This is a genomic window from Vibrio sp. RE86, assembly GCF_013114545.1.
GTDB lineage: Bacteria > Pseudomonadota > Gammaproteobacteria > Enterobacterales > Vibrionaceae > Vibrio.
Genome location: NZ_VTXI01000016.1, coordinates 59,094 through 76,255 on the forward strand (window position 1 = coordinate 59,094; position 17,162 = coordinate 76,255).

At 44.1% G+C, this 17,162-nt stretch carries 17 protein-coding genes; 12 read left to right on the top strand and 5 right to left on the bottom strand.

Going from position 1 to position 17,162, the window contains the following annotated elements:
- Window positions 1-40: 40 nt before the first annotated feature.
- Window positions 41-1,801: a methyl-accepting chemotaxis protein gene (locus tag F0231_RS14970; protein ID WP_171760505.1), complete on the bottom strand. Its 1,761-nt coding sequence runs from the start codon at window positions 1,799-1,801 to the stop codon at window positions 41-43.
- A gap of 141 nt (window positions 1,802-1,942) precedes the next feature.
- Between F0231_RS14970 and F0231_RS14975 the strand changes: the two genes are divergently transcribed.
- Entirely contained in the window at window positions 1,943-2,545 is a 603-nt protein-coding gene (locus tag F0231_RS14975; protein WP_171760506.1) for a beta-phosphoglucomutase family hydrolase, read from the top strand.
- Window positions 2,546-2,608: 63 nt separating this feature from the next.
- Here F0231_RS14975 and F0231_RS14980 read toward each other — a convergent pair whose 3' ends face one another.
- A complete protein-coding gene (locus F0231_RS14980) occupies window positions 2,609-3,607 on the bottom strand; it encodes a 2-hydroxyacid dehydrogenase (RefSeq protein WP_216612245.1) in 999 nt (332 codons plus the stop codon).
- A gap of 156 nt (window positions 3,608-3,763) precedes the next feature.
- Here F0231_RS14980 and F0231_RS14985 point away from each other — a divergent pair, with 156 nt between their 5' ends.
- From F0231_RS14985 to F0231_RS14995, 3 genes are all read left to right on the top strand, one after another.
- Window positions 3,764-4,237 carry a GNAT family N-acetyltransferase gene (locus F0231_RS14985; protein ID WP_171760507.1) on the top strand — a complete coding sequence of 158 codons (474 nt, stop codon included), beginning with the start codon at window positions 3,764-3,766 and terminating at the stop codon, window positions 4,235-4,237.
- A gap of 193 nt (window positions 4,238-4,430) precedes the next feature.
- Window positions 4,431-6,068: a methyl-accepting chemotaxis protein gene (locus F0231_RS14990; protein WP_171760508.1), complete on the top strand. Its 1,638-nt coding sequence runs from the start codon at window positions 4,431-4,433 to the stop codon at window positions 6,066-6,068.
- Window positions 6,069-6,148: 80 nt separating this feature from the next.
- A complete protein-coding gene (locus F0231_RS14995) occupies window positions 6,149-6,667 on the top strand; it encodes an NUDIX hydrolase (RefSeq protein WP_171760509.1) in 519 nt (172 codons plus the stop codon).
- Between the two features lie 39 nt (window positions 6,668-6,706).
- Here F0231_RS14995 and F0231_RS15000 read toward each other — a convergent pair whose 3' ends face one another.
- Complete coding sequence (locus F0231_RS15000; protein WP_171760510.1) at window positions 6,707-7,738, bottom strand: GGDEF domain-containing protein; 1,032 nt, start codon at window positions 7,736-7,738, stop codon at window positions 6,707-6,709.
- Window positions 7,739-7,954: 216 nt separating this feature from the next.
- Here F0231_RS15000 and F0231_RS15005 point away from each other — a divergent pair, with 216 nt between their 5' ends.
- From F0231_RS15005 to yejF, 4 genes are read left to right on the top strand one after another with little or no spacing between them, the layout of a single operon-like run.
- A complete protein-coding gene (locus F0231_RS15005) occupies window positions 7,955-9,775 on the top strand; it encodes an extracellular solute-binding protein (protein WP_171760511.1) in 1,821 nt (606 codons plus the stop codon).
- Window positions 9,776-9,786: 11 nt separating this feature from the next.
- Window positions 9,787-10,875 (top strand): microcin C ABC transporter permease YejB, encoded by a 1,089-nt coding sequence (locus tag F0231_RS15010; RefSeq protein ID WP_171760512.1) that lies wholly within the window; start codon window positions 9,787-9,789, stop codon window positions 10,873-10,875.
- Window positions 10,876-10,878: 3 nt separating this feature from the next.
- Window positions 10,879-11,916 carry an ABC transporter permease gene (locus F0231_RS15015; protein ID WP_171760513.1) on the top strand — a complete coding sequence of 346 codons (1,038 nt, stop codon included), beginning with the start codon at window positions 10,879-10,881 and terminating at the stop codon, window positions 11,914-11,916.
- A 2-nt stretch (window positions 11,917-11,918) separates the two neighbouring features.
- A complete protein-coding gene (yejF, locus tag F0231_RS15020) occupies window positions 11,919-13,511 on the top strand; it encodes a microcin C ABC transporter ATP-binding protein YejF (protein WP_171760514.1) in 1,593 nt (530 codons plus the stop codon).
- Between the two features lie 62 nt (window positions 13,512-13,573).
- Here yejF and F0231_RS15025 read toward each other — a convergent pair whose 3' ends face one another.
- Window positions 13,574-13,819 (bottom strand): YgjV family protein, encoded by a 246-nt coding sequence (locus tag F0231_RS15025; protein WP_134837198.1) that lies wholly within the window; start codon window positions 13,817-13,819, stop codon window positions 13,574-13,576.
- A 290-nt stretch (window positions 13,820-14,109) separates the two neighbouring features.
- Window positions 14,110-14,427, bottom strand: a complete 318-nt coding sequence (locus tag F0231_RS15030; RefSeq protein ID WP_171760515.1) for a DUF496 family protein — start codon at window positions 14,425-14,427, stop codon at window positions 14,110-14,112.
- A gap of 186 nt (window positions 14,428-14,613) precedes the next feature.
- Between F0231_RS15030 and F0231_RS15035 the strand changes: the two genes are divergently transcribed.
- From F0231_RS15035 to F0231_RS15050, 4 genes are all read left to right on the top strand, one after another.
- Complete coding sequence (locus F0231_RS15035) at window positions 14,614-14,805, top strand: hypothetical protein (protein WP_171760516.1); 192 nt, start codon at window positions 14,614-14,616, stop codon at window positions 14,803-14,805.
- A 48-nt stretch (window positions 14,806-14,853) separates the two neighbouring features.
- Window positions 14,854-15,507, top strand: coding sequence for a YceH family protein (locus tag F0231_RS15040; RefSeq protein WP_171760517.1), 654 nt, complete (start codon window positions 14,854-14,856; stop codon window positions 15,505-15,507).
- The gene (locus F0231_RS15045) at window positions 15,508-15,822 is read left to right on the top strand and encodes a GIY-YIG nuclease family protein (RefSeq protein ID WP_171760518.1); all 315 of its coding nucleotides are present in this window, start codon (window positions 15,508-15,510) and stop codon (window positions 15,820-15,822) included.
- Between the two features lie 143 nt (window positions 15,823-15,965).
- Complete coding sequence (locus F0231_RS15050; protein ID WP_171760519.1) at window positions 15,966-17,114, top strand: conjugal transfer protein TraF; 1,149 nt, start codon at window positions 15,966-15,968, stop codon at window positions 17,112-17,114.
- The last annotated feature ends 48 nt before the right edge of the window (window positions 17,115-17,162 follow it).

Here is a 17,162-nt window from a genome sequence, read left to right on the forward strand (position 1 = left end):
CGCATCAAGCGGGCTTTTTAGTGGATTTAGACGCCGGTTGTTACGACGTTTTGAACTCCGCGACTGCGCTGTCCATATCTGTTGCTTGAGCCGAAACCCTGTCGACTTCATTCAAACATTGTTGCGCTGAACTCATATTGCCTTCAGAAATTGTGTTCAGCTCTGTAATTGACTCACTAACCTGATTCATCACAATCCCTTGCTCTTCTATTGCAGATGCAATTCGTTCAGAATTCGCCTGAATATGGGTCATATCATCAATAATCTGAGCTAGGCTGCTGTCTAACGTTTGCGAAGCTTGAAGGGTCTGCTCACCTTGCTCGTTACACTGGTCGATGTCCGAGACCACTTCAGACATCTGACTTTGAATAGCGGTAACAACTTTGGTGATCTCTTCGGTTGATTGGTGCGTGCGACTAGCTAAAGCGCGAACTTCATCTGCTACCACAGCAAACCCGCGACCCTGTTCACCTGCTCGTGCAGCCTCGATCGCGGCGTTTAACGCAAGTAGGTTAGTCTGTTCGGCGATACCTTGAATGATCGTCACGGCGTCGCCGATCTTATCAACGTGGTTGTTCAGTGAGCCAATCGACTCTTGGCTGCTTCCCAATATCGTTGAGAGTTGGTCAATATTCCCTACGGTTGTTTCAACGACTTTACGACCATTTTGTGCATTAACCGAAGCTTGCTGTACACCTTCAACCGCAACGGCTGTACTCTCAGAGATTTCATTGATGGTCGATACCATCTCTTGAACAGATGTCGCCATCATCGTTGTGTGTTCAGCTTGAGCATGGAACTGCTCCATGACGTTTTGTAGCTCGCCGTGCATGCTCGAGGTACTATTGGACAATTCCGCCGATTTAGACTGAGTACCAGAAATGAGCTGTTCGAATTTATCTAATAGACGGTTAAAGTAGTTGCCGATTTGTGAGAGTTCATCATTACGAGTCAACGAAGCACGCAAAGAGACATTGTTTGTCCGAGCAATCTCTTGGATGGCACTAAGTAGAGAGGCGACTTGCTGGTTGATCGAGCGAGAAATTTGGAAAATAAAACCAAATATGATGAGAACCACGATAGCCGTCACGACCATCTTTAAGGTCGAAAGCTGTGCTTTAGTCGCATCGGACTGTTCAATGAGCGCACCAGAAAAGGATTTGAACTGTTTTTCTACGGTATGAGATAGCCCACGGGTTTCACCGAGTAAGCCCTCGTTATACTTAAGCCCAATCCGTTTACTTTGCTCGATGTAGGCGTTAGCAGCGCTTGATAATGCATTGGCACCCGAAGGAATAAGCTCAGCGGTAAACTGACCACTTTTAACTTGTTTATCAAACTCGAACAGTTGGACTAACTGGCTGCTTGATAGCGAAGGTTTGATTGCCGTTAGTGCTTGTAAGTATTGGCCTGTCAGTTTGTCTTCTGGTTTTAAACCGCGCTGATCAAATGCAGAAACCAAGCGGTTGAATCCGTCCTGGTAACTCAAAATATCTTGTCTAAGTTGACTGCTTGAAGGAAGGTTATTAGCGCTGAGAATGCCTGCCAACTCGGACTCTAGACTGAGGAAGGTATCCATGTTTTTGTTGAACCGATCGAGATACTTCATGTCTTTTCGCAATAAGAAGTCTTTTTCATTACGGCGGAGGTTTAATAGTCGAATTTCAAGCTTTGCGACTAACAAGCTAGCGTGATTGAGTTGAGAAGTTGTTTGGGCAAAGTGAGTCGTTGCAAAAAGTACAGAAACAACACCCAAAATGGCTACTACACCCAATGAATACAGTTTATTCTTGATATTCATGAGATTACCTTAGTTTGTCGGGTTAAGGATATTTATGATTATTTACAGTGATGTTAGAATGTATTTACAGATATATCAATTGTGTAACATAACTTTACTCTTACAAATATGACTCAAACCGCAACGGTAGAAGAGAAGGCGATGCTAAACACATTAGAAAAGTACCAGGGCTTGATCTTTGACATGGATGGTACATTGATCGATACAATGCCCGCCCACCTAAAGGCTTGGGGTAAAACGGCGCAACACTTCGATTTTCCATTTAGTCAAGAATGGCTTCATAGTCTTGGTGGGATGCCGAGCTACAAAATTGCCGCTGAGGTGAATAAGCAGTACGGATTAACACTAGATCCGCAAGCTGTGTCGCGCTTTAAAATGGACGCCTTTGCTTCATTAGAGGATAGCGGTGAACCTATCGCTTGTACGGTGGAACTACTCAATCACTTTTACGGCCAAAAGAAACTTGCCGTTGGAACGGGAAGCCAAAGAAAAAGCGCGTTAAGGCTGCTCACTAAAGCAAACCTAATTGATAAGCTTGATGCTGTGGTGACGGCAACGGATGTAGACAACCACAAACCTAATCCAGACACATTTCTAAAAGCCGCGCAGGATATTGCGCTTGCTCCTTCACAATGTGTGGTGTTTGAAGATACTAAATTAGGTTTGCAAGCGGCACATGCGGCGAGTATGGATTGTGTGATGGTTGAAGAGGGCGGTTTGAAATTCTACCCTTGCCCAAGATAAATTACTCTTAATATTCTAAAAAAGCCGCATTTCGCGGCTTTTTACGTTAAAAGAGTGCTGAGACTAAAAATCGATAATCTCATTACCTGAGAGCTCACCTTTTGCGAATGCTTCAACATTGCTTAGAGTGGTATCGGCAATATTCCCAAGCGCTTCGTTGGTCAAAAATGCTTGGTGACCAGTAAATAGGACGTTATGGCAAGCAGACAAACGTCGGAACACATCATCGACAATGACGTCATTTGACTTGTCTTGGAAAAACAGCTCTTTCTCATGTTCATAAACATCCAAACCTAGAGCACCGATTCGACCACGTTTAAGCGCTTCAACGGCTGCTGCCGAATCTAACAAGCCCCCACGACTGGTATTGACGATCATTACGCCATCTTTCATTTGATTGAAGGCACTCTCGTCAAGTAAATGGTAGTTCTCTTTGAACATAGGGCAGTGAAGGGTGATGACATCACTTTCTTGGAATAATCGCTCTTTACTGCAGTAGGTTGCACCCATTTCAATGGCAGCCTGATTTTCATAAGGGTCGTGGCAGAGAATATTCATGCCAAGTCCTTTAAGGATGCGCATGGTCGCGATACCAATTTTACCCGTACCAATCACACCAACGGTTTTACCATAGAAGTTAAAGCCAACTAAACCTTCAAGGTTAAAGTTGGCGTCTCGAGTTCTCTGATAAGCTTTATGAAAACGGCGGTTCAAACTCATCATTAAGCCCACCGTATGTTCTGCGACAGATTCTGGTGAGTAGGCTGGAACACGCACTACCTGAATGCCGAACTTTTTAGCAGCAACTTGATCAACTCGATCAAATCCAGCGCATCGCATCGCAATAAGTTTCACTCCGTGCTGAGAGAGCGCCTCTAACACTTCTTCACTTAGGTCGTCGTTGACGAAGGCACAAACGACTTGGGAACCATGAGCCATTTTTGCCGTTTTAACACTTAATGGAAACTCGTGAAAATGCAGGTTAAAGCCATGTTGCTGATTGGCTTTGGAAAACGACATCTCGTCGTATGACTTAGAACTGAATACAGCGACATCTATCATAAAAACCTCTCAAAGATAGGTGGAGAGCAATTGGTCTATTGAATACTGAATTGAAATGAAAATAAACCATGAATTTAATGAGCGTATTAAGGGCCGTTGGAACGACATAAGTGATTGATATATATTCGACATATACACTCTATGGATTGATTACCAATGTTAAAAATAACTCCCATGACGCCAAGTCACCTTGAGCAGGTTGTTGCGCTGTGTGTTGAACCAGATCAGCTGCCTTATGTCGGTACCGTTGAAGAGGTGTTGCTCAATGCTGACGACAATGTTCATCCTCACCTCGTCATTGTAGAGGAACAAGTGGTAGGGATATTCCTCATCGATACCTTGTACTCGGCTCACTATCGTTTTGCACATCCAGGAACCTTGGGATTTAGAGCATTTCTTATTGATGCTGGTGAACAAGGTAAAGGTTATGGGCGTGACACCATTAAGAATTTGGGAGATTACCTCCGTTGTCATTACCCGGATCATGACGCAATTTATTTAACTGTGAACTGCAAAAATCTCGCAGCAAAGCAGTGTTACTTAAAATATGGCTTTAAAGATCAGGGAAGGCTCTATCATGGGGGGGCTGCTGGACCACAGCATATTATGCTAATGGATTACGCCAGTTGATCGCTATTTCAACCAGTTAAAATTACTGTTCTATCACTACTACTTAAGTAGTATTAAATTTCGTCGGGTGTTATACAAAATATCAATAATCCTGCTACCGTTATAATTTATAAAATCAACTCAATAATCTTGATAAATCAGGTGTTATTGAAGTGGAAATAACAATGACAGTAAACGGCTAGGAAATACGGATATGATGATAAAAACGCTCAAAGACGTCTCGATTGCCGCCAGAGCATGGTCAATCTTAGGCTTATTCGCCGTAGGTTTGTTGGCAAATACTCTGTTAAACATTGATAAGTCTCGCCAACACATGCGAGAAAACTACGAACGCAGCGTCCAATCTATGGTGGAAAGTGCCGTCGGGATTGCGAAACACTTTCATCAGCAAAGTGAGAGCGGAGCAATGTCTAAAGCGGTCGCTCAAGCCAGAGCCCTAGAAGCTATTACTGCAATGCGCTTTGATGGGGATAACTACATCTTTGTTGGCGACAAAGAGGGGGTTCAATTGGCAACAGGGGTGTTGTCATTGCTTGGAAGCAATATTATGGATTTGCAGGACAGCAATGGGCAGTATTTTGTCAAAGAGTTATATCGAGTCGCAAACAGCGGTGGTGGGTTTGTAAATTATCATTGGGAAAACCCTGATAAAGAAACATTGGATCCAAAAACTAGTTACGCTGTCACATATAAGCCGTGGGATTGGATGATAGGCTCTGGCATGAATATGGTCGCGTTACAGGCGATGACGCAGCGATCTGAGCTCACTTCGCTAACCTACGCGACAGGGATTCTGATCTTGCTCTCAATCGTCGTTGGCTACTTCATCAAGACCATTACATCGCCATTAAAAAGAACACTAAGAGCCATGCAAACATTGTCTAAAGGGGAAGGTGATCTTACGCAGAGACTGCCGGAAGAGGGAAGCAAAGAGCTGATCCATCTTGCCCGTTTCTTCAATCAGTTTGTTGCTTCTATCCAGTCCATTATGATGAACATCAATGATGCAGGCTTGCAAGTCTCTGCTTCAGCGTCGCAGCTGTCCCATTCAGTCCATCACATTGACGACAGTCTCAACCAGCAGCAAAACGATGTTGATATGCTAGCAACAGCGATGACAGAAATGTTGGCAACCGTAGAGGAGGTGGCAAATCGAACAGCAGAAGCAAATGAAGCGAGCAGACATGCTGCCAACGAAACGCAAAAGAGCCATTCGATCATCCAAAACAATGTCGCAGAATCGAATGAACTCGCTGAGCAGCTAAGTGAAGCTAGGCTGGTGGTTCAAAAGCTGGCGAGCGATGCGAACAACGTTGATACCGTGTTAGAAGTGATACGTGGTGTCGCAGAACAGACTAACTTACTCGCATTAAATGCAGCTATCGAAGCGGCAAGAGCAGGTGAGCAGGGGCGTGGGTTTGCAGTTGTGGCGGATGAGGTTCGAACTCTCTCTCAACGCACGCAAGAGTCGACCCTCGAGATTCAAAGTATTGTTGAACTGCTTCAAACGGGCTCTGCCAATGTTGTCGAGGTGATGACACAGGGGACAGACAGAGCAAGCAGCGCTTCATCTCTCTCGAGTCAGGCTGGAGAAACACTCAATGTTATTAACCAAGAGGTCCACAGAATCGAAGAGATGGCTCAACATATTGCTACTGCGGCCGAGCAGCAAACGGTGACAGTGAATGATATTAATCGAAACGTGGTGAGCTTGAGTGATATGGCGACTTCGGTATCCAGTGAATCTGCCCAAATGGCCAGTTCGGGTAAAGAGTTAAAGCGTGTGTCTGAGAATCTGATGGAGATGATCAATCGATTCAAACTTGCATGATGGGTATAGCGTAAATCCGATTGGCACCAATAGGATTGCTAGTGTTAGAATCGCGGCAAACTTCAAAGTACTAGCAATCTATGAGACACCTAAAAACGACAGTTCACCCAGATATCGATCACTTAGACGATAAGCTTATTTTCAAACGTAATGCAGCTCGCGCTATTGTGATTGATGGTGAAGATATCTTACTACTCTATACAGAGCGTTATCACGATTACACCATCCCTGGTGGCGGTCTAGATGAAGGCGAAGATATCATCGCAGGAATGGTAAGAGAGCTTGAAGAGGAAACTGGCGCTCAGAATATCCATAACATCAAACCGTTCGGCATCTTTGAAGAGTTTCGCCCTTGGTACAAGGACAACGCGGACGTGATGCACATGATATCGTACTGCTACACTTGTAAAATCGATCGAGAGCTAGGTGAAACCAACTACGAGGATTACGAAATTAAAAATGGGATGAAAGCCGTTTGGATGAATATCCATGATGCGATTGCTCATAATGAGAAGACGATGGCTGAAAGTGACAAGAAAGGGATGAGCATAGAACGCGAAACCTACCTTTTACACTTGATCGCAAAAGAGATGCTCTAGATTTAAAAAGCCAGTGCAATGCTGGCTTTTTTGATTCATTTATTTAATTAAACGGACTACGTTGTTGGACTGAGGAAAGTGAATACTAAATTCGTGTTTGTCTGTCACTTTAGAACGATCACGCGCAAATTCGAGATGTTCATGAGCAAGAGTAAGAAGTTGTTCTAATGGCGTATTCAGCGAAGGATCAAACGACGCACCGCCAAAGCGTAATGTGATTGGAAGGTCACTATTGCGCTCGAAGTTCTCAATTAATCTCTCACAAATCAGCCGGCCATCTTTATTACTTGTGTCAGGCATGATCAGGAAGAAGGTGTCATTTTCGCCACGAGCAATGACATCTGTCTTTCGGATGAAGTCTTGTGTTAAGGATGCAAAAGACTGCAACACTTGATTCCCAGCTTCATAACCATGCAACTTATTCAGTTGTGCCATATCTTTGATATTCACTTCCAAAAGCAGCGCTGGTGACTTAGTTCTTTGACAATGGGCGATGATACGGTCCACTTCATTGATGAACGTATTATATGTGTAAAGGTCAGTTAGACTGTCTTTTATTTCCATCAAAGAGGCATAGCGTTTGACATCTTCAAGCTCTTTATGGTGCAGGCATTCAAGGATCAGCATCATGTCTAATTGAAGTCTACGTGTTAGCAAATCGATCGCCTTATCACAACTGACGCTTTCGCTATATAAATTCATGAGCAGTCGTTTGTACTCGAAAGCAATGATCGAGTACAGGTTGAGATTGACGCCGTGATTTGCAAGCTTTAATGCATGCTTAGAAATGTTATCGATGTAGTCTTGATTCAACTCTTTGTTGAATAGGATGTCCAAATACTGATCCATTGTTTGGTGGATCGCAAAATGACCCAGAACCAAGCTGAGAGTTTCGTTGTTTTGGAAATGTTTAAGTAGTGCCGGATAGATTGAGGCGTTTATTCGCTTTAGGTCGTCAGAGCATAGTTTTGACTTCCAATCATGGCATGTATCAGGGCAGAGGCTTAGCATCTCTAAGCGTTCGTTGAGTTCAATTTGGCCAAACTCGAATAAGCCGTTTGATTGAATCATATCAATATCCGTTTGATGACGTTATTTCTCAGCATACTATACTGTTAATTGATTGTAAAATTGGTCGTGAAAGCTAGAGGATGAGAGATTGCGTAATGGGGATGTTAGAATAATAGAATCCCACCTGTACTTATACAAGTATTTGAATTAATAATATATTGTTAGAAGACAACGAAAAACGGTCTTAGATTAGTAAAGAAGCTGAGGGAGCAGAGTATGAAAGTGTGGCCAGGAATTACGATCGGAAGCGTTCTCGCTACCTGCGTGACTTTTAATGTGCATGCAGAAGTTATAGAGACAACTTCGCTAGTAGGATTCGGCGAAGCCAAGTATGCGGAAGATTTTTCCCACTTTGATTACGTTAATCCTGATGCACCTAAGTACGGCAAGGTAACATATGGGCGTGTCGGCACTTACGATAACTTTAACCGTTTTGCTTCCCGTGGTGTCGCTGCAGCAGCGACCGGCGAAATCTATGACACTTTGATGTTCTCTCCAAGCGACGAGATTGACGCTTACTATCCGCTTATAGCGCAGCGAGTTCGCTATTCTGATGATTTTTCATGGTTAGAGTTAGATATTAATCCTAAGGCACGTTTCCATGATGGCGCGCCAATCACAGCACATGATGTTGCGTTCACTTTCGACAAATTCATGAAAGAAGGGGTGCCTCAGTACCGAGTCTACTATCAAGACATCAAGGCGGTCATTGCCAAAGATGATTTAACAGTTCGTATCGAAATGGATAAGCCGAATAGAGAGAAGATGTTCAGCTTCGCTCAAGGGACCCGTGTACTTCCAAAGCACTTCTGGCAAGATAAAAGCTTATCAGAGCCATTGTCTACGCCACCTATCGGCAGTTCGGCTTACAAAATCACCGACTTTAAACCAGGACAAAGTGTCACATACAGCTTGGTGGATGATTACTGGGCGTCAGAGCTACCGGTTAACGTCGGTCGCCAGAACTTCCAACAAGTTCAGTACGACTATTATCGTGATGACACAGTTATGCTTGAAGCTTTTAAAGCGGGTGAGTTTGATTTCCGCTTAGAGAGTTCCGCTAAGTTCTGGGCAAATTCCTACACAGGCGTGAACTTCGATAAAGGCTATATAGCAAAGCAAGAAATCCCTCATGAAAAGCCTGAAAACACGCAAGCTTTTGTCTTTAATACCAAACGACCTGTTTTCAATGATCCTCGTTTACGTGAAGCACTGACCTATGCGATGGACTTCGAGTGGATGAACAAGAATATGTTCTACGGTCAGTACAATCGCACGCGGAGCTACTTCCAGAATACTGATTATGAAGCCAAGGGAACGCCTTCGGCGGATGAGCAAAAAGTTCTTGAGCCGTTTAAAGAGCAGCTACCTCCACGCCTTTATACCGATGAATTCCAACCTCCTGTGACCGATGGTTCTGGTCGTATTCGTAGTCAAATGCGTATTGCTTTCAAATTGCTTAAAGAAGCAGGGTGGGAGATAAACAACAAAGTTATGACGAACAAGGCAACGGGAGAGCAATTGGCGTTTGAGCTTTTGATCTATAGCCCGACCACCGAGCGAATCGCAATCCCAGTACAGAAAAACCTGAAGCGTATGGGTATTGAGATGAAGATTCGCAGCATCGACACAACTCAGTACATCAAGCGTTTAAGAGATCGCGATTTTGATATGGTTTCTTCTGCCTACAGTGCAAACCCTTACCCAAGCCCGAACTTAATGATCGCGTGGAACTCTAACTACCTAGACTCGACGTATAACACGGCGGGTGTGACTGATCCGGTGGTTGATTTCTTGACGATGGAAATCTCCCAAAAACAACAAGACCCTCAAGCATTGCTAACCCTTGGTCGTGCGCTTGACCGTGTCTTGCAATGGAATTTCTATATTATTCCTCAGTGGTATGTTGGTGAATACCGAGTCGCAATGTGGGACAAATTTGAGCGTCCTGAGGTTATGCCTAAGTACGATTTAGGTCTTGATACATGGTGGATATCTAAGGAAAAAGCACAGGCTCTTCCTGAGAAACGTCGTTAAAAGGGATTTCAATGGCTGCGTATATTTTTCGGCGTTTGCTGCTGGTGATTCCCACCTTGTGGGCCATCATCACAATCAACTTTTTCATTATTCAAATTGCCCCAGGTGGCCCTGTAGAGCAAGCCATTGCTCAATTAGAAGGTCACTCTTCCGGCATTATGGAACGCTTTGCAGGTGGCGGTAGCGAGGTTGATTTAAGTTCTAGCACTGAAGCTGATGCATCAGGGTACAAAGGCTCTCGAGGTCTTGACCCTGAAGTCGTAGAAGCGATCAAAAAGCAGTTTGGTTTCGATAAGCCTTTGCATGAGCGCTACTTTGAAATGCTGAAGAACTACGCCACCTTTAACTTTGGAGAAAGTTTGTTTAAGGGGGGCGATGTGATTGATCTTATCGTCGAACGGCTTCCTGTCTCTATATCGCTTGGCTTGTGGAGTACGTTGATCATCTATTTGATCTCCATACCACTGGGAATCCTTAAAGCCATCCATCACGGCAGTCGCTTTGATATTTGGTCAAGTGCTGTCGTAATCGTCGGTTATGCCATTCCTGGTTTCTTGTTCGCCATTATTCTGATTATCTTGTTCGCAAGTGGTAACTACTTTAGTTGGTTCCCATTACGTGGTTTATTTTCCAGTAACTTCGACCAACTGACTTGGTATCAGCAAATCGCTGATTACTTTTGGCATCTTGCGTTACCGATTTTCGCAATGGTAATCGGCGGCTTTGCGACGTTAAGTATGCTAACCAAAAACTCTTTTCTTGATGAGATCAACAAACAGTATGTGGTGACCGCAAGAGCGAAGGGCCTTGATGAGCGTGATATTCTTTATAAGCATGTTTTTCGTAACGCGATGCTAATCATCATTGCTGGCTTTCCTGCGGCCTTTATTAGCATCTTCTTTACGGGGTCAATGCTCATTGAAGTGATGTTCTCGCTTGAAGGTATTGGTTTACTTGGGTTTGAATCGACGATTCAACGTGATTACCCAGTGGTATTTAGCTCTTTATACATCATGACGCTACTTGGACTGATTTTGAGCATTATTTCCGATCTTACTTACACGTGGGTCGATCCAAGAATTGATTTTGAGGCCCGTTAATTGATGGCGAAGAGTAAAGCGCGTAATCCGCTCAATGAAGCAAGGTGGTTGAGGTTTAAAGCCAACAAACGAGGCTTTTGGTCTTTGTGGATTTTTACCATTTTGTTTGGGATCAGCCTGTTTGCTGAACTGATTGCTAATGATAAGCCATTACTGATTGAATACGACAGTGGTTGGTACTTTCCTATTGTAAATCAATATGCGGAAACAGAGTTTGGCGGCGAGTTTGAGACGGAGGCCGATTATACCGATCCTTACGTGATTGAACTTATTGAAGAGCAGGGCTATATCATTTGGCCACTGATTCGATTTAGTTACAACACTATCAACTTTGATATCACTGGCGCGGTGCCGTCAGCACCTGATACCGTCAACTGGTTAGGTACTGATGACAAAGGGCGTGATGTCCTTGCTCGGATCATCTATGGCTTTCGTATTTCTGTCCTATTTGGCTTTGTGCTGACGATAGTATCGAGTGTAATCGGTGTGGCCGTTGGGGCGTCGCAAGGTTACTACGGCGGTTGGTTAGATCTATTTGGTCAGCGCTTTATTGAAGTTTGGTCTGGCATGCCAACGCTTTTCTTATTGATCATCCTGTCTAGTTTTGTTGAGCCTAACTTTTGGTGGCTTCTCGGAATCATGGTCGCATTCAGTTGGATGAGCCTAGTCGGTATTGTCCGAGCTGAGTTTTTGCGCTGTAGGAATTTCGATTATGTAACGGCTGCTCAAGCGATGGGCGTTTCGGATAAACGCATTATGCTGCGTCATATGTTACCCAACGCGATGGTGGCTTCTTTAACCATGATGCCTTTCATTCTCTCTGGTTCGGTAACGACATTAACCTCCTTAGACTTTTTGGGCTTTGGTTTGCCCGCAGGGTCGCCATCACTTGGTGAACTCCTTGCTCAGGGAAAAGCTAACTTACAAGCGCCTTGGCTTGGTTTTTCTGCGTTTTTTGTTCTCTCTGTCATGCTCACTCTACTGGTATTTATTGGTGAAGCGGTACGTGACGCCTTCGACCCACACCATCAAGGAAGATAATCATGTCAAAAACTGTGTTAACGATTGATGGATTATCCGTTGGATTTGGTCGAAGTAACGAAGTAGAACAGGTGACTGAACGGGTCTCTCTCTCTATTCGGCAGGGTGAGACATTAGCTCTAGTCGGTGAAAGTGGGTCGGGGAAGTCAGTAACGGCCAACTCTGTTTTAAAGCTGTTACCTAAAGGCTCGTCACACTACCTTGAAGGTACGATTAACTTTGACGGGGTAGACATATTAAGTTGTTCTGAGCGTCAATTAAGAGGGATTCGTGGCGGCCGCATAGGTATGATTTTTCAAGAGCCAATGGTATCGCTTAACCCGCTCCATAAGATCGGAAAACAATTGGTTGAAACGCTGGCTATCCATAGAGGAATGCGTCAGAAAGCAGCGGAAGCGTTGGCAGTAGAGTGGTTAGGTAAGGTAGGAATCAGAAACCCTGAGCAAAAGGTGACGGCATACCCTCACGAGCTTTCAGGCGGAGAACGTCAACGGGTGATGATTGCTATGGCACTGATTAATGAACCCGAATTACTTATCGCAGATGAACCAACAACGGCGCTGGATGTTTCTGTCCAAGCCCAGATTCTTGATTTGTTGAAAGAGTTACAACAAGAGATGGGGATGGCGATGTTGTTCATCACCCATGACTTGAGCATTGTGAGACGAATCGCTGATCGCGTCTCGGTGATGCAAAACGGAAAGCTGATTGAAACAGGTGAGTGCCAACAAGTATTCTCTGCCCCTTCACATCCTTACACGAAGCAGTTGATTAACTCTGACCCTCGAGGTGAACCTGTACCAGTGAGTTCCAACGCGTCGACTTTACTGAACGTCAACCATCTCAGGGTTTGGTTTCCCATCACTGGGGGTATCTTTAAGCGTGTGGTCTCGCATGTTAAAGCGGTGACAGACATGCAGTTTTCTCTTCAGCAAGGCCATTCAATAGGTCTGGTCGGCGAGAGCGGTTCAGGGAAATCGACGACGGGTATGGCAATTCTCAGACTGTTAACGTCAGAAGGGTCTATCTCTTATGAAGATGTTGAGCTTCAAGGGCTCGACAGAAAAGCAATGCTGCCTTATCGCAGTAAAATGCAGGTTGTTTTTCAAGACCCTTTTTCCGCCTTGAACCCAAGAATGTCAGTTGCTCAAGTCATTGGTGAAGGGCTTCGAGTCCATCAAGAGCTTGATGATGTAGAGATTGACCAACGTATTTGCAGCGTCATGAAGGAAGTCGATTTAGATCCTGAAACTAGGCATCGATACCCCAATGAGTTTTCAGGTGGTCAGCGCCAAAGAATTGCGATTGCACGCGCGCTCATTTTGAAACCTGAGTTCATTTTGCTTGATGAGCCAACATCTTCACTAGACAGAACAGTGCAAGCGCAGGTCTTAGATCTTCTCAAGTCGCTTCAAGAGAAATACAAGTTAACCTATCTGTTTATCAGCCATGACCTGAGTGTCGTTAAATCGCTGTGTCATTACACGATTGTGATGAAGCAGGGAAAGATTGTTGAACAAGGTGATACTCACACCCTGTTTAGCATGCCAGAGCATCCATATACTAAGCAATTGGTCGATTTGTCGATGAATTAGGTTAATAAAAAAGCCCCAGAACATTGAATGCTCTGGGGCTTTTTTGGATTCAGAACTTTGGTTTATGCGGCGCTTTTAACCTGTTCGTCTTTTTTTTCGCTTTGCATCTTTGCTAGGAAATAGACGTTAACACATGCAATGAAACCATTTGTTACGACAACTGGCCATGCATCAATCATAAGACCGTACGCAGTGAATAGTGCACAACCGATGAAGTTTAGTACACGTAGCTTAACAATGTCTTTCATTGTTAGGGAAATCGCTACCATGATAGAAGCTGCGTAACCTAGAATTTCAACCATATCCATAATTTGACCCTCTTTTAATTCTGCCGAACGTTGTCGGTACCAATTCTTCTCGTCTTGAGATAACTGAGGAAGCTCCGTGCCTCGAATGGTCTAAATGATTAACTGAAATCAACTATAGCAGGGGTGAATATGTGATGAAAGCCCCAAAAATGGGTTCGGAGAAGGTTAGCGATTACGCAAACGTTTTACGTGTCTATGGAAAATCTTATAACTAAATATGTTGATAGTTTGATAAGTAGCAAAAAGCCCGCTTCGAGGAAGCGGGCTTGGAATCTATTCAGATAAAAAGATTACTTCTTCTTACCTTGGATTACTTTGTCTTCTTCTGTTAGCTCACGGATACGGCGACTGATATCACGGCGCTCTTTAGAGATTTCAGCGCTCTTGATGATGTGGTCATCCACACGATCTTCGTAGTCCGCTTTCATGTTTTTAATGATACCAACGATCTCATCAGTGCTCATGTCAGCATTGATGTAGTCAAGTAGGTTTTCTAGAAGGTCAACACGTTTACGGTTATCACGAACCTTTTTCTCGTTATCAATTAGCTCGCGCTTAAGTTTATTTTTGCGACGTGCTTCAGATACGATTTCAAATACACCACTCATAGGTCTCTTTCCCTAATTTTTGATTAACTACAGATGATTAAATCACAACATTTGGTGTGATAACAGTCCTAAGATCAATCATTACAGAGCGTTGACGCTTTTATCACCGATCTGTTGTTAGGTGATTGAGCGCAGTGGTGGTTCGATATATGATTCAGGCATTAGAAAGCGATTGATAGTGTACCAATGCGTACTTCTCAAATCATAATGCCTAAGGCGGAAAACAGTGCTGACGGCAAAGCGAGTAAATTAGTCAAGGCCTACATGCAAGAGCGAACCCTTCAAGAGGTGACTGAGGTTGAGCTCAACAGAAGTAAAATAATGGTGATGGATGAAAGCGGAAAGATGAAGCTTGTACCAATCATCAAAGAGCACTAGGTTTTTGCTAAGCTAAATTGACCTAATAACTATAAATAAGGAAAGGATATGAATATCGAGCTAACACCTGTTGAAGCCCGTGTGATTGGTTGTCTGATTGAAAAGGAAGTAACGACACCGGATTATTACCCCTTAACCTTAAACAGCTTAACGTCAGCGTGTAATCAGAAGAGTAATCGCGAGCCTGTCATGGCATTGAGTGATGTTGACGTACAGCAAGCTGTTGATTCGCTCATTGCGCGTCGCTTAGTCAGTGACGAAAGTGGATTCAACAGTCGCGCAAGTAAATTCCAACATCGTTTCTGTAACACCGAATTTGGTGACTTAAAGCTAACCAAGCAAGAAAAGGGCATTGTGTGCTGCATGCTATTACGCGGTGCACAAACGCCGGGTGAACTACGAACTCGTACCAATCGTCTCGCCGAGTTTAGTGATGTAAAAGAGCTAGAAGCGGTTCTAGAGAATATGGCAGCGCGTGAAGCTGGTGCACTGGTGGTTAAACTGCCTCGTGAAGCCGGTAAAAGAGAATCCCGCTACATGCACTTATTTAGTGGTGAGGTTGATATTGAAGCGATGGCCGCTCAAGCCGCGCCTGTAAGCTCTCCAAGCAACGATCGCATTTCTCAGCTAGAACAAGAGGTCAGTGAGCTTAAAGCGGAACTGGCTGAGCTGCGCATGATGGTTGAGCAGATCCAAGCTTAAATGTCTTCAGATAAAACTAAAGCGCATTCGGAATGGTATGTCTACCTGATCCGGATGCGTAACAACGCACTCTACTGTGGCATTACGACTGATGTAGAGCGCAGGTTTTCAGAGCATTCCTGTGGTAAGGGTGCTAAAGCTTTGAAAGGTAAAGGCCCACTCAGTTTGGCTTGGTTCGGTTCCGCAGGCAGTTCTCGAAGTAGTGCATCAAAAATCGAATATCACCTAAAACGGCTTGATAAAAAACAGAAAGAGAAGCTGGTTTTGGGTCACTATCAGCTCTCAGACCTCGTCGATAAGCAGCTGTTTGACTAGGGTTGTTGACCTTTTGAGCTGACTGTTGCAGCAATTTGTAGGTTGTTTATACAACGCAGATCCTACTAATTCCGCGACTTTTCTCAGATTTGTATTAACCTTGATAATGAGCATGAATGTTCCAAGGAAAGGTTAATAACAGTATGAATAAAATAAGTAAATTATCAGCAGTGGTTGGTGTCCTCGGTTACTCCTCAATATGTGCAGCAGGCACAGTGATAGCAGATGGTCGTGGGAATGGTATGGGTAATACTGGTGTTACAAGTGCAGATTATGTGCTTGCGCCATTCTACAACCCAGCGTTGACCGCCATTCATCGAGACAGCGATTCATTTGGTATTCTTGTTCCTGCGATTGGAGTTACTGCAAGGGACACGGACGAATCACTTAGCACAATCGATGATCTGCAAGATGCGATCAAAGCTTATGAGAACGGCGGTAGTGTCGACCCTGCATTAGAGTCGCAAATTAATGGATACTTGGATCAGTTAGCAGATGACAAGCCGCTTGCTGTCACAGGTGGTGTGGGCTTTGCCGTAGCATTTCCACTAAATACATTGTCAGTCAACGTTTTCTCGCGCGGCTACGCAGAAATAATTGCCTCAACCGATATCAACGATTCAGTAGATACCGCGACACGTATCGAGGAGTCTTCAGTCAATATGATTGCATTTGGTTATACTGAGTTTGGCGTTGCGTTAGCTAAACTGGTATCGCTTCGAGGCCAAGATGTGTCATTTGGTATTACCCCTAAGTACCAACAGTTGCGCACCTACAAACAAAACCTATCTGTCGAAGACTTTGATCTGAGCGATTACGATCAAAGCGAAACCAACAAAAACGCTTTTAACTTGGATTTAGGTGCAGTTTGGATGCGTGACAACTATCGAGTCGGTATTGCTATTAAAGACTTGTTTTCGCAAGAGCTTGAAACAACAGCGCCTACAGGTGGCAGCACAAGTAAGTATAAACTCGACACGCAAGTTGTTCTGTCGGGCTCCTACGCGATGGAATACTTTGTCGCGACCGTAGATTGGGACCTTACTAAACAGTCTCGCTTTACCGATATTAATGACGATACTCAGTATTTGAGATTTGGTATGGAAGGTAATGCGTTTGGCTGGGCTCAAGTACGTATCGGTTACGAAATGGATTTGGAAGATACATTAGATGACTCGGTGACGGCGGGTGTTGGTATTAGCCCCGGTGATTTAGTCAGCTTTGATCTAGCAGGTAGCTATGCTGGCGATAATCAATTTGGCCTTTCGGGTAATTTATCTTTTACGTTCTAGATTTCATTCGGCATAATGTAAAAACCGAGATAAATTAATGAGTTGAAG